This is a genomic window from Arenimonas composti TR7-09 = DSM 18010 (assembly GCF_000426365.1).
Classification (GTDB): Bacteria; Pseudomonadota; Gammaproteobacteria; order Xanthomonadales; family Xanthomonadaceae; genus Arenimonas; species Arenimonas composti.
Genome location: NZ_AUFF01000010.1, coordinates 59,713 through 72,852 on the forward strand (window position 1 = coordinate 59,713; position 13,140 = coordinate 72,852).

The following is a 13,140-nucleotide window of genomic DNA, read 5'->3' on the forward strand; positions in this document are numbered from 1 at the left end:
TCCCCCGAGGGACCGCCCGAGTGTATCAGCCGGTCCGCGCCGCTTCGGCAAGGATTTCGGCCGTCGGTCCGATCGCCCGCAGGCGTCCGTCGGCGAGCAGCGCGGTGCGCTCGGCGAGGGCGCGCGCGGCCGCGAAATCGTGGGTGATGAACAGCAGCGCGAGCCCGCGTTCGGCCTTCAGCCTTGCCAGCAGCGCCAGCACGGAGGCGCGGTGGTGGGCGTCGAGCGCCGACACCGCCTCGTCGCAGACCAGCAGTTCCGGCGCGGTCGCCAGCGCGCGCGCGATCGCCACCCGCTGGCGCTGGCCGCCGGACATCCGGGCCGGGCGGCGGGCGCCGAGGTCCGGGTCGAGGCCGACGTCGCGCAGCAGGTCGCGGGCGGTGGCGCGACGGCTCGCGCGGTCGCCGATGCCGTGGATGCGCAGCGGCTCGGCGACGATGTCGTCGACGCGCATGCGCGGGTCGAGCGAGGCGTACGGATCCTGGAACACGACGCCGATCCGCCGCCGCAGCGCGCGCAGCCGGCCGGCGTCGGCGGCGAGCAGGTCCTCGCCGTCGAGGCGAAAATGCCCGGCGACGCCGCGCCGCAGCAGGCGCAGCAGGGCGCGGCCGAGGCTGCTCTTGCCGCTGCCGCTCTCGCCGACCAGGGCCAGGCATTCGCCGCGGCGCAGTTCGAAGTGAACCCCGGCGACCGCCGGCGCCGGTGCGCGCGGGTAATGCACCGCGACGGCCTCGGCCTGCAGCAGCGGCGGCGTCGCGTCGGTGGCCGCCGGGGCGGCCGCCGGTGCGTCCGCCAGCCTGTCGGCGGCCAGCAGCTGGCGCGTATACGGATGCGCCGGCGCCGCGAACAGTGCCGCCGGACTGTCCCGCTCGACGATTTCGCCCTGCTGCAGCACGGCGATCTGCTGCGCGTGCCGGGCCACCAGCGGCAGGTCGTGGCTGACCAGCAGCACGGCCAGGCCGAGCTCGCGACGCAGCTCGCCGATCAGCAGCAGGGATTCCTCGGCCAGGCGCGGATCGAGGGCCGAGGTCGGCTCGTCGGCCAGCAACAGCCGCGGCCGGCCGGCGAGCGCGAGCGCCAGCAGCACCCGCTGGCGCTGGCCACCGGAGAGTTCGTGCGGAAAGCGCCGCAGCAGCGCCGGCGGGTCGGGCAGGCGCAGGCGTTCGGCCAGCGCCAGCGCTTCGGCACGGGCGGGGCCGGCATCGAGGCCGCGCAGCAGGCGCAGGCTCTCGACCAGCGGCGCGCCGACCCGGCGCAGCGGATGCAGGCTGGCGAGCGGGTCCTGCGGCATCCACGCGATCGCCCGTCCGCGCCACTGTCGCCAGGCCGCGTCCGGCGCGGCGAGGTCCAGCCGCGGCGGCAGCATCACCGTGCCGGCCGCGCGCAGTCCGGCCGGCAGCAGTCCGAGCAGCGCGGCGATCGTCAGCGACTTGCCGCTGCCGCTCTCGCCGACCAGGCCGAGGCATTCCCCCGGCGCGATCGTGAATGCGAGCGGGCCGAGCAGGCGGCGGGTGCCGGCGAAGACTTCCAGCCCGTCCACCGTGATCGCGGCGCCGGCATGCGCCACGACATCGCCACCGGTGGCGCTCACGGCGGCGCCCCGCGGCCGTCGAGCCAGTCGCGCAGGCCGTCGCCGAGGAACTGGAAGGCCGCCAGCGTCGCGACCAGGAAACCGGCCGGGAACAGCAGCGACCACGGCGCGGTGTCGAGCTCCTGGCTGCCCTCGTGCAGCAGGCCGCCCCAGCTCGCCGAAGGCTCGTCGACGCCGAGGCCGAGGAAGCCGAGGAAGCTCTCGACCAGGATCGCCTGCGGCAGGATCAGGCCGAGGTAGACCAGGGCCAGCGGCAGCAGGTTCGGCAGCAGGTGCCAGCGCAGCACCTGGTCGAAGCGGGCGCCGGCGGCGCGCGCGGCGAGTACGAACGGCGCCTCGCGCAGCCGCGCGGCCTCGGCGCGCACCACGCGCGCCAGATCGATCCACACATAGCCGCCGATCGCCGCCAGCAGCAGCCACAGCGAGCGCCCGAACAGGGCCAGCAGCAGGATCACGATCAGCAGGAAGGGCAGCGCCGACAGCACGTCGAGCACGCGCACCATCAGCCGCTCGATCCGGCCGCCCGCGTAGCCGGCGACCGCGCCCCAGGCCAGGCCGATGACCAGCGCGACCACGGTCGCCAGCGCCCCGATCGTCAGCGACAGCCGGCCACCGGCCAGCGTGCGCGCGAGGATGTCGCGACCGATCGCATCGGTGCCGAACCAGTGCCCGGCGACCGGCGCGACCGACAGCGCCTGCCAGTCCGGCGTGTGCGGGTCCGGCAGGGCGAGCAGCCAGGGGCCGAGCCAGCAGGTGGCGGCTAGCAGGGCGAGGAGCGCGAGGCTGGCGCGGGCGGGGTGCATCGATGAAGGAAAGTAGTGGATAAGAAGTAGGAAATAGAGGGGCGCGTGGGCGGTGGCGAGGGGATTGTGCGGCCCACTACTTGCTACTTCCTATCCACTACTTGCCAAAAAGGCCCAAGGCTCCGGAGGCGTATCATCTTCCGCAGACCCGACCCGGACACCGCAATGCCCTACCCCCACACCCGCCTCCGCCGCATGCGCCGCGACGATTTCTCGCGCCGGCTGATGCGCGAGCACCGCCTGTCCACCGACGACCTGATCCTGCCCGTGTTCCTGCACGAGCCGGCCGGGCGTGCGCCGGTGACGTCGATGCCGGGGGTCGAGCGGCTGTCGGTGGACGAGCTGCTGAAGGTCGCCGAACAGGCGGTGCAGCTTCGCATTCCGGCGCTGGTGCTGTTCCCGGTCACGGCGCCGGAGGCCAAGAGCCTCGACGCCGCCGCCGCCTGGGCCGAGGACGGCTTGGCGCAGCGGGCAATCCGCGCGCTGAAGAAGGAATTCCCGCGGCTCGGCGTGATCACCGACGTCGCGCTGGACCCGTACACGACCCACGGCCAGGACGGCCTGCTCGACGCCGACGGGTACGTGACCAACGACGCCACCGTCGACGCGCTGGTGAAGCAGGCCGTCTCGCACGCCGACGCCGGCGCCGACGTGGTGTCGCCCAGCGACATGATGGACGGCCGCATCGGCGCGATCCGCGAAGCGCTCGAGGCCCGCGGCCACTGCAACACCCGCATCCTCGCGTATTCGGCGAAGTACGCTTCGTCGTTCTATGGCCCGTTCCGCGACGCCGTCGGCAGCGCCGGCGCGCTCGGCAAGGGCAACAAGCACACCTACCAGATGGATCCGGCGAACAGCGACGAGGCCCTGCGCGAGGTCGCGCTGGATCTGGACGAGGGCGCCGACATGGTGATGGTGAAGCCGGGCCTGCCCTATCTCGACATCGTGCGCCGGGTGAAGGACCGCTTCGGCGTGCCGACCTTCGTCTACCAGGTCAGCGGCGAGTACGCGATGCTCAAGGCCGCCGCGCTCAACGGCTGGCTCGACGAGCGCGCCTGCGTGCTCGAATCCCTGGTCTCGATCAAGCGCGCCGGCGCCGACGGCGTGCTGACCTATTACGCGCTCGATGCGGCGCGCTGGCTGAAGGAGCAGGAGTCATGACCGATCGCTATGCCGTGTTCGGACATCCGGTGGCGCACTCGCTGTCGCCGCGCATCCACGCCGAGTTCGCCCGCCAGCTCGGAATCGACATCGAATACGGCATGGTCGACGTGGCGCCGGAAGGCTTCGCCGCCGCGCTCGCCGACTTCGCCGCGGCCGGTGGCCGCGGCGCCAGCATCACCCTGCCGCACAAGGAAGCCGCCGCGGCGCTGTGCGCCACGCTGAGCCCGCGGGCGCAGCGCGCCGGCGCCGCCAACACGCTGATCCGCCGCGACGGCGCCTGGGTCGGCGACAACACCGACGGCATCGGCCTGGTACACGACCTCACCGAGCGCCACCGCATCGACCTGCGTGGGCGGCGCGTGCTGCTGGTCGGCGCCGGCGGCGCCGCCCGCGGCGTCGCCCCGGGCCTGCTCGACGCCGGCATCGCCGAGCTGTGGATCGTCAACCGCACGCCGGAGAAGGCCGACGCCCTCGCCGACGCGCTCGGCGAACCCGAGCGCGTGCACACGATGTACTGGGACGACCTCGCCGGCGCCGGCGCCTTCGACACGATCATCGATGCGACCTCGGCCGGCCGCGGCGGCGGTGGCCTGAGCCTGCCGTTCTCGCTGGCGGCGCCACGCGCGCTCGCGGTCGACCTGAGCTATGGCGAGGCGGCGATCCCCTTCCTGGCCTGGGCCGGCGCCGCCGGCTGCGGCTGGCGCATCGACGGCCTCGGCATGCTGATCGAACAGGCCGCGGAACAGTTCCTGCTCTGGCACGGACGCCGTCCCGACACCGATCCGGTGCACACGGCGCTCGGCGCCCGCGCCGACGTCCTGCAGACCGCCGACTGAGGCCACCGCGATGACCGTCGATTTCCTGCTCGCCACCTTCTTCAATCTCGGCGTCAACATCGTGCAGACCCTGATCGCGCTGATCGTGGCGGTCCTGGGCCTGCAGTTCATCGACCACAAGCTGTTGCGCCACATCGACATCGAGCAGGAACTGGCGAAGGGCAACATCGCCGTGTCGATCTTCGCGTCGACGATCCTGATCTTCGTCGCGCTGGTCGTGGTGTTCGGCCTGCGCGGATGAACCCGCGGCGGTCCGGCGGCCGTTTCTGGCTGCTGCTGGTCGGCTCCGGCATCGGCGGCCTGCTGCTGATGCTGCTGCTGGCGGTCGTGCTGATCGGCCTGCAACTGGTGCTGCGTGGCGGACCGCCCGGCGATCCGGTCGACCTGACGCGACTGGGCGCCGACGGCCCCGGCGACGATTTCTCCGCACCCGCGGCGACGCGCCGCATCGAACTCGACGACGGCACCCGCATCGACGAGGCGCAGATCGCCCGCGAACTCGACCGCGCCGGCCAGGCCAGTACCTGGGCCTCGTTCACCTGGCTCTACCGTGGCGATACCGTCGCCACGATCGCGCCGGGCCTCGACCGCCGCCATCATTTCGCGCAGTCCTTCCTCGTCGGTTACGTGCCCTTTACCGACGTGCCGGCCTGGGTGCCGCTGTATGCGCTGTCGCAGCGCAAGGCCTACCAGTACGACCACGACCTCTACGACGGCGCGCCGGAGATCTGGCAGACCTCGCGCGAAGCCTTCCACTACCCGGCCGGGGATTGCGAGGACCACGCGATCGCACTCGCCGACTGGCTGATCGGGCTCGGCTACGAGGCGCGCGTCGTCATCGGCCAGGTCGACGGCGGCGGCCATGCCTGGGTCGTGCTCTTCGACGGCGGCCGCACCTACCTGCTCGAGGCGACCGACAAGCAGCAGCGGCGTGGCCAGGCCCTGCCGCTGGCGGAAACGCTGCCGAACTACCAGCCCGAGGCGATGTTCGACCGCGAGAACTACTGGGTGAACACCGGCGCGAAACGGACCGTCGACTACCGCGGGTCGCAGTGGCGGCTGGCGTCGCGCTTCGTCCGCGGCGAGGCGGGCGAGGTCATCGTCGTGCCCGGTGTCGAACCCGAACCGCCGCCGGGGGAGAAGAAGCTGCGGCGGCGCTGAGCGCGCGTGTTCTGGCTTACTCAGGATCGAAACCGATCCGCACGCCTTCGACCGTATTGCGCACCAGGCTGACCTGGAACAGTGCGGCGCCTTCGCGGCGCTTGATCAGCACGTCCTCGCCGTCGTCGCGCTCGATCTGGTATTGCGGACCGGCGGCGGCGCGCAGCGCTTCGGCGACCTTTTCGGCCACTTCGTTCTCGCCGTCGCTGCTGTCGATCGCCACCGCGACCTCCTGCGGGAAGCCGCCGTCGGGGGTCACCGACAGCACGATCTCGCCGGCCGACTCGGCGCCGCCGCTGAACTCCAGGCGCCACTTGTTCGACGGCACCGCGAACGCGGAAGCGCTGGCGATGATCAGCACGAGGGCGAGCAGGCCGGGGAAATCGACGAGCTTGAGTTTCATGGCGGGGACTCCGGTGGATGGCGGCAGTCTCCGGGGCCCCGGATCGTTTCGGCGTGAGCAGAACGTCGCGACTTCGTGAAGAAAGGAGCGCGCGGAAGCCTCCACTCACTCCTCTTCACTCTCCACTCAAGTACGCGTCCTTGAGCCGCACGTAATGCGCGGCGGAATAGAAGAGCTGCTCGACCTGGCGGTCGTCGAGCTCGCGCACGGGCCGCGCCGGATTGCCGAGCCAGAGTTCGCGCGAACGCACGATCTTTCCGGGCGGCACCACCGCGCCGGCACCGACGAAGGCGTGGTCCTCGACGATCGCACCGTCGAGCACGCGCGCACCCATGCCGATCAGGCAGGCATTGCCGATCGTGCAGGCGTGCACGATCGCGCCGTGGCCGATGGTGACGTCGTCGCCGATCAGCGTCGGCTGACCGCCGGGCTGGGTGTACGGACCTTCGTGCGTCACGTGGATGATCGTGCCGTCCTGGATGTTCGTGCGGGCACCGATGCGGATGTGGTTGACGTCGCCACGGATCACCGTGAACGGCCACACCGAACTGTCGTCGCCGATGTGCACGTCGCCGATCACGCAGGCCACCGGATCGATCCAGGTGCGCGCGCCGAGGGTGGGGAGGGTTTGGCGGAAGGGTCGCATGTTCATGAGACAGGAGGTAGGAGGTAGGAGGTAGGAGGTAGGAGGTAGGAGGTAGGAGGTAGGAGGTAGTACAGCGGAGTCCGCGCTTCGCGCGAGGAGGGAGTGCGGCGGATGCCGCGCACTCGTGATCGCGGCATTGTCCGCTACCTCGCCGCGAAGCGCGCGCTGCGCGCGGGGAGGTAGTGGAGCCGGGTTTCCCGCGGCGCCGCACCCGCGACGACTACCTCCTACCTCCTATCTCCTATCTCCTACCTCCTGGCCGTAGACTCGCGCCATGGACACCCCCGCCCCTCCCGCGCCCGACCTGTTGCCCATGCTGGAGCAGATGCGCGTCGCGCAGCGCCGGCAGCCGCCGGACTACGCCCAGCGCATGGCCGACCTCGACCGGCTCGGGCAGGCCGTGCGGCGCTACACCGACGACATCGGCAAGGCGATCTCCGCGGACTTCGGCCGCCGTTCGCGGCACGAGACCCTGGTCGCCGAGGTCATGGTCACGCTGGAGGAGATCGCCCACCTGCGCCGCAACCTGCGCCGCTGGATGCGGCCGCGGCGGGCGCCGGTCAATCTGGCCTTCCGGCCGGCGCGGGCCGAGATCCGGCCGATGCCGCTGGGCGTGGTCGGCGTCGTCGCACCATGGAACTACCCGGTACAGCTGGCGCTGATCCCGCTCGCCGACGCGATCGCGGCGGGCAACCACGTGATGCTGAAACCGTCGGAACACACCCCGCGCACGAGCGAGCTGCTGCAGCGCCTGCTCGCCGACGTCTTCCCGGCCGAGCGCGTGGCGGTGGTGATCGGTGGTCCCGAAGTCGGCGCGGCGTTCTCGCGGCTGCCGTTCGACCACCTGCTGTTCACCGGCTCGACCGTCGTCGGGCGCGCGGTGATGGCGGCGGCGGCGCCGAACCTGGTGCCGGTGACCCTGGAACTCGGCGGCAAGTCGCCGGCGCTGATCGCGCCCGGCTACCCGGTCGAGCACGCCGCCGAACGCATCGCCGCGGGCAAGTGCTTCAACGCCGGCCAGACCTGCGTCGCCCCCGACTACGTGCTGGTGCCGCGCGCCGAGCGCGACGCCTTCGTGCGCGCCTACCTCGCGAGCGTGCGCCGTCGTTATCCGAGCCTGGTCGCGAATCCCGACTACACCGCGATCGTCAACCACCGCCAGGCGCAGCGCCTGCGCGACTGCCTCGACGACGCCCGCGACCTCGGCGTCGTGGTGATGCAGCACCGTCCCGACCACGATCCGCCGCCGCCCGGTGTCGAGGTGCTGCCGCCGACGGTGCTGCTGGATCCGCCGGACGAGGCGCGGATCATGCAGGAGGAGATCTTCGGGCCGCTGCTGCCGGTGAAGAGTTACGACAGCCACGACGAGGCCATCGACTACATCACCTCGCGCGACCGCCCGTTGGCCTTCTATCCCTTCGACCGCGACCGTGGCCGCCTGCACCGGACGCTGGAATCCGTGGTCGCCGGCAGCGTCTGCGTCAACGACACCCTGCTGCAGTTCGGCCAGCATTCGCTGCCGATCGGCGGCGTCGGCCCGAGCGGCATGGGCCAGTACCACGGCCACGCCGGCTTCCTGACCTTCAGCAAGCCGATGCCGGTGTTCCGCCAGTCGCGTATCAACTTCCTGAAGTTCTTCGATCCGCCCTACGGCAAGCTCGCCGACGTCCTGACCCGCTTCCTCACGCGTTGACTTCCGCCGCCCCGCCCTTACGTCGGGGTAGCCGACAGAAGCACTGGACACGGATTCACGCGGATTGACGCGGATAAAGGCGGATACTGCGAATGCACTCACCGGGGGTGCCTTGGCGTCATCCGTGTTCATCCGTCTGCTCCGTGTTCATCCGTGTTCCTCACCTGATCCTGCAAGGAACCTGTATGTCCACCCACGCCAATCCGCTGCTCGCCGACGTCGAGCTTCCGTTGTTCTCGCAGATCGCGCCGGAGCATGTGAATCCGGCGATCGACGAGGTGCTGTCGGGGTTCAAGGCGGCGGTCGATGAACTGACGGCGGATCCGAAGGCGCGGGATTTCGCGTCGCTGATGGCGCCGCTGGAGCGCTGGGAGGAACGGCTGGGGCGGGTGTTCGCGCCGGTGTCGCATCTGCACGGGGTGAAGGATTCGCCGGAACTGCGCGAGGCCTACTCGGAGGCGATGGAGAAGCTGACCGAACACGGCAGCGAGCTCGGCCAGAACCGCGCGCTGTACGCGGCGGTGAAGGCGGTGCGCGAAGGTGCCGATTTCGCGACGCTCGATCGCGCCCGGCAGACCCTGGTCGAAGACAGCCTGCGTGGCTTCCGCCTGTCCGGTGTTGCGCTCGAGGAACCGGCGCGCACGCGCTTCCGCGAGATCGAGGTCGAGCTGACGAAGATCGAGACGGAGTTCGAGGAGTCGGTGCTCGATGCCACCGATGCCTGGACGCGGCCGCTGAGCGAGGCCGAGCTCGACGGCCTGCCGGCGAGTGCACGCGCGATGCTGCGGGCGATGGCGCAGGAGAAGGGCGTCGACGGCCATCTCGCGACCCTGAAGGGGCCGGTGGTGCAGGCGATCCTGACCTTCGCCAACGACCGTGCGCTGCGCGAGGAGGTCTATACCGCCTACAACACCCGCGCCTCGGAGCAGGGTCCGCATGCCGGCCGCTTCGACAACAGCGAGCGGATCGAACGCATCCTCGCGCTGCGCCACGAGTCGGCACAGCTGCTCGGTTTCGATTCCAGCGCGCACGTGTCGCTGGCCGACAAGATGGCCGGCACGCCGGAGCGGGTGCTGGGCTTCCTGCGCGAACTCGCGGCGAAGGCCAAGCCGGTCGCGATCAGCGAACTCGCCGCGCTGCGCGCCTTCTCGAGCAGCGAGTTCGGCATGAACGAGCTGATGCCCTGGGACATCGCCTGGGTGTCGGAGAAGCAGCGCGAGCAGCTGTTCGATTTCAGCGAGGAAGACCTCAAGCCCTATTTCCCGCTGCCGGCGGTGATGGCAGGGCTGTTCACCGTCGCCGAGCGGGTGTTCGGCGTGCGCCTGGTCGAGCGCCGCGACGTCGACACCTGGCATCCCGACGTGCACTTCTTCGACGTCGTCGACGCCGATGGGTCGATCCGCGCCGGCGTCTATCTCGACCACTACGCGCGCGCCGGCAAGCGCGGCGGCGCGTGGATGGACGTCTGCCGCTCGCGCCTGAGCGACGGCGAGGCGCTGCACCGGCCGGTCGCCTACCTGACCTGCAACTTCCCGCCGCCGGCCGAGGGTGGCGAACCGGCACTGCTGACCCACGACGACGTGGTGACCCTGTTCCACGAGTTCGGCCATGGCCTGCACCACATGCTGACCGAGGTCGACTGGCCGAGCGTCGGCGGCATCAGCGGCGTCGAATGGGATGCGGTCGAACTGCCGAGCCAGTTCATGGAGAACTTCGCGTGGCGGCGCGAGGCGCTCGACCTGTTCGCGAAACACTGGAAGACCGGCGCGCCGCTGCCGGACGCGCTCTACCAGAAGATGCTGAAGGCGCGGCATTTCCACGCCGGCCTGTTCCTGATGCGGCAGCTGGAGTTCGCGCTGTTCGATTTCCGCCTGCATCTGGAATACGACCCGGCGCGTGGGGCGCGGGCGCTGGCGCTGCTGGGCGAGGTGCGTGACGAGGTCGCGGTGGTGCGGCCGCCGGACTGGCACCGCGGACCGCATGCCTTCACCCACATCTTCAGCGGCGGCTATTCGGCGGGTTACTACAGCTATCTGTGGGCCGAGGTGCTGAGTGCGGATGCCTTCGCGGCCTTCGAGGAAGCCGGCGTGTTCGATGCCGACACCGGCGCCCGCTACCGCCGCGAAATCCTCGCGGTCGGCGGCTCGCGCCCGGCGCTGGAAAGCTTCGTCGCCTTCCGCGGCCGCGAGCCACTGCCCGAGGCGCTTCTGCGCAGCTACGGCCTCGCCGCATAACGGTGTCAGAGACAGTTCCGCGAAGAACTGTCTCTGACACCGTTACGGGACGGACACGGCGGCGCCGGTTAGCATTCGCCTCCCCCCAATGACTGTGCCGCGCACCGTTAATTGCGATTAACCGTGCCCGGCACACTTTCGCGATGCGCGCCGACCGCCGACTGCCGCTGATCATCGCCACCGCGCTGTTCATCGAGAACATGGACTCGACGGCGATCGCGACCTCGCTGCCGGCGATCGCCGCCGACCTCGGCACCGAGCCGATCGCGCTGAAACTGGCGCTCACCGCCTACCTGATCGCGCTCGCCGTGCTGATCCCGGTCAGCGGCTGGGTCGCCGACCGCTTCGGCGCCCGCAACGTGTTCACCGGCGCGATCGTGGTGTTCCTGCTCGGCTCGATCGGCTGCGCGAACGCCGACAGCCTCGGCCAGATGGTCGCGGCGCGCTTCCTGCAGGGCGCCGGCGGCGCGCTGATGGTGCCGGTCGGGCGGCTGGTGCTGCTGCGCGCGGTGCCGAAGGCCGACCTGGTGCGGGCGCTGAGCTGGGTGACGATCCCGGCCCTGGTCGCGCCGATGCTCGGGCCGCCGCTCGGCGGCGCGATCTCCACCTACGCCGACTGGCGCTGGATCTTCCTGATCAACCTGCCGATGGGCGTGCTCGGCATCTGGCTCGGCTGGCGTTTCGTGCCGGACCTGCGCGAACCGGTGAAGCCGATGGACTGGTTCGGATTCGCGCTGTCCGGCGGCGGCCTCGCGCTGGCGCTGTTCGGTTTCTCGACGCTCGGGCGCCACCTGGTGCCGCTGCAGATCGCACTGGCGACGCTGGCGCTCGGCGTCGCCATGCTCGCCGGCTACGTGTTGCACGCGCGCCGGCACCCGCATCCGCTGCTCGACCTGAAGCTGTTCCGCCTGCGCAGCTTCCGTGCCGGCGTCGTCGGCGGCTCGCTGTTCCGCATCGGCATCGGCGCCACGCCGCTGCTGCTGCCGCTGCTGCTGCAGCTCGGCTTCGGGCTGTCGCCATTGCAGTCGGGCCTGCTGACCTTCGCGTCGGCGATCGGCGCGATGTTCATGAAGACCATCGCTGCCGGTGTGCTGCACCGCTGGGGTTTTCGCCGGGTGCTGTGGGTCAACGCGCTGATCGGCGCCTCGTCGATGATCGTCTACGGCGCCTTCCGGCCCGAGACGCCGCACTGGCTGATCCTCGGCGTGCTGCTGGTCGGCGGCTGTTTCCGCTCGCTGCAGTTCACCGCGCTCAACGCGATCAGCTATGCCGACGTCGACCCGCCGCGCATGGGCCACGCCAGCAGCCTCGCCGGCATGATGCAGCAGCTGTCGCTGGCGCTCGGCGTGACGATCGGCGGCTATGCGCTGCAGGCGGCGGCCGGTCTCGGCGGCCGCGATCTCGGCGAGCCCGCGAACTTCACCTGGGCCTTCCTCGTCGTCGGTCTGGTGTCGGCGACGTCGGTCTTCCTGATGCGCCGCCTGCCGGCGGATGCCGGCGCCGAATTGGCCGGGCGCGCCGAAGTCGGCAAGGAAGTCGTCGAACAGAAACCCGAGCAGCGCACCGCGACCTGAGGCTCAGAACTCCACGACCAGCACCGGCGTGTGGTCGTCGGCCGCGGCGAGCTGCAGTGCCACGGCGGCACCGCCCGCGTCGCGCTGCAGCACGTTCGCCTGCGGGAAGGCGGCGCCGGCCGGCGCGGCGGCGACGCGGGCGACGGCCGCGCCGCGGCAGTCGAGCGCGACCGTCGTCGCGGTGGCATCCGGATGCGCTTCGCAGCGTGCCTCGATCGTGATGCCGACGCTGAACTGCGCATTCGCGGCGGCGGCGCGCGCATCGGCGCCGACGAGCGCGAGCAGGGCCAGTACGACGATGGCGATGACGGTCTTCACGGTGCCGCTCCCGGGCCTGCATCGGCCCCTTCGCGATCGAGTGCACCACGGGTGCACATCCGTCTCTGTCGTGCGCGTCACACTGCCGCCCGCGCTCTTCGCAATCCGTGACGGGTGCCGCCCTTCGCGCGTCCGCGCGTTTGACCGCCGTCAAGTTTTCACCGCCTTCGCGGCGATCCGTCCCTGTGCGCTTCGTCACGCAATGCGCGAGCCCGAACGGCCGCGGGGGGTGCGCGGGCCCGGCCTCCGCGCAGGACACGGGTACGCGGGCCCGGCCTCCGCGCAGGACACGAGCTCTTTTCCTCCGCGTGGCTCGGAAAAGACTCGTGCCCTGCGCGGAGGCCGGGTCCGGTTGTCTGCCGCGGTTCGGGAACCGGCAGCCCGGGCGCCCGCATCCTGCGAAGCCCGATGCGTTTCCTGCGCGAGTGCGGACGAACCGCCGTTCGTGGCGATCGGCAGCCGCGACATGTAGCGGGCCAGCCAGCGGTGACCGCGGAACATTCGTCGCGGTGTGCGTGCGTCCCGTCCTTCGAGGTCCGGGAATCGCGCCTCGAGGGGAACCTCGGTCGTGTGCCGGGCCGAACGCGGCCAGGACGTCGCCGCCCGGTTCGAATCGCTCCGCCGATTGCCGGTACTTCGGAAGCATCTCCTGGCGCCCTGCGGGCGCACCGCGGCGGAGCCGCGGGGAATGCCTCCGAAGACCGACAAGGCAACGGA

12 protein-coding genes are annotated in these 13,140 nt (G+C 71.1%); 7 read left to right on the top strand and 5 right to left on the bottom strand.

Features of this window, described 5'->3' with window-relative positions:
* Window positions 1-25 precede the first annotated feature (25 nt).
* Both K311_RS16755 and K311_RS16760 read right to left on the bottom strand, forming a co-directional pair.
* Window positions 26-1,591 carry an ATP-binding cassette domain-containing protein gene (locus K311_RS16755; protein WP_051240075.1) on the bottom strand — a complete coding sequence of 522 codons (1,566 nt, stop codon included), beginning with the start codon at window positions 1,589-1,591 and terminating at the stop codon, window positions 26-28.
* Entirely contained in the window at window positions 1,588-2,394 is an 807-nt protein-coding gene (locus K311_RS16760; RefSeq protein ID WP_051240077.1) for an ABC transporter permease, read from the bottom strand. Before K311_RS16760 ends, K311_RS16755 begins: the two co-directional genes overlap by 4 nt.
* 165 nt (window positions 2,395-2,559) lie before the next feature.
* Here K311_RS16760 and hemB point away from each other — a divergent pair, with 165 nt between their 5' ends.
* Genes hemB through K311_RS17835 form a run of 4 tightly spaced genes read left to right on the top strand, consistent with a single transcriptional unit; the run spans window position 2,560 to window position 5,555 of the window.
* A complete protein-coding gene (gene hemB / locus K311_RS0111940) occupies window positions 2,560-3,555 on the top strand; it encodes a porphobilinogen synthase (RefSeq protein WP_026817505.1) in 996 nt (331 codons plus the stop codon).
* Window positions 3,552-4,394: a shikimate dehydrogenase gene (gene aroE / locus K311_RS0111945; RefSeq protein ID WP_026817506.1), complete on the top strand. Its 843-nt coding sequence runs from the start codon at window positions 3,552-3,554 to the stop codon at window positions 4,392-4,394. The genes hemB and aroE overlap by 4 nt, the downstream gene beginning before the upstream one ends.
* A gap of 10 nt (window positions 4,395-4,404) precedes the next feature.
* Complete coding sequence (locus tag K311_RS0111950) at window positions 4,405-4,635, top strand: DUF350 domain-containing protein (protein ID WP_026817507.1); 231 nt, start codon at window positions 4,405-4,407, stop codon at window positions 4,633-4,635.
* The gene (locus tag K311_RS17835) at window positions 4,632-5,555 is read left to right on the top strand and encodes a transglutaminase-like domain-containing protein (protein WP_051240079.1); all 924 of its coding nucleotides are present in this window, start codon (window positions 4,632-4,634) and stop codon (window positions 5,553-5,555) included. Before K311_RS0111950 ends, K311_RS17835 begins: the two co-directional genes overlap by 4 nt.
* Before the next feature lie 16 nt (window positions 5,556-5,571).
* On the opposite strand, the gene K311_RS0111960 is transcribed toward K311_RS17835, so the two are convergent.
* Together K311_RS0111960 and K311_RS0111965 are read right to left on the bottom strand one after the other, a co-directional pair.
* Window positions 5,572-5,958: a hypothetical protein gene (locus K311_RS0111960; RefSeq protein WP_026817508.1), complete on the bottom strand. Its 387-nt coding sequence runs from the start codon at window positions 5,956-5,958 to the stop codon at window positions 5,572-5,574.
* 115 nt (window positions 5,959-6,073) lie between these two features.
* Complete coding sequence (locus K311_RS0111965; RefSeq protein ID WP_026817509.1) at window positions 6,074-6,610, bottom strand: gamma carbonic anhydrase family protein; 537 nt, start codon at window positions 6,608-6,610, stop codon at window positions 6,074-6,076.
* A 268-nt stretch (window positions 6,611-6,878) separates the two neighbouring features.
* Here K311_RS0111965 and K311_RS0111970 point away from each other — a divergent pair, with 268 nt between their 5' ends.
* The 3 genes from K311_RS0111970 (at window position 6,879) to K311_RS16770 (ending at window position 12,105) form a co-directional block, all read left to right on the top strand.
* Window positions 6,879-8,297, top strand: coding sequence for a coniferyl aldehyde dehydrogenase (locus tag K311_RS0111970; protein ID WP_026817510.1), 1,419 nt, complete (start codon window positions 6,879-6,881; stop codon window positions 8,295-8,297).
* Between the two features lie 185 nt (window positions 8,298-8,482).
* Window positions 8,483-10,531 (top strand): M3 family metallopeptidase, encoded by a 2,049-nt coding sequence (locus K311_RS0111975; RefSeq protein ID WP_026817511.1) that lies wholly within the window; start codon window positions 8,483-8,485, stop codon window positions 10,529-10,531.
* Between the two features lie 143 nt (window positions 10,532-10,674).
* A complete protein-coding gene (locus K311_RS16770; RefSeq protein WP_043797221.1) occupies window positions 10,675-12,105 on the top strand; it encodes a DHA2 family efflux MFS transporter permease subunit in 1,431 nt (476 codons plus the stop codon).
* Between the two features lie 3 nt (window positions 12,106-12,108).
* On the opposite strand, the gene K311_RS0111985 is transcribed toward K311_RS16770, so the two are convergent.
* Entirely contained in the window at window positions 12,109-12,423 is a 315-nt protein-coding gene (locus tag K311_RS0111985; RefSeq protein ID WP_026817512.1) for a hypothetical protein, read from the bottom strand.
* Between the last annotated feature and the right edge of the window lie 717 nt (window positions 12,424-13,140).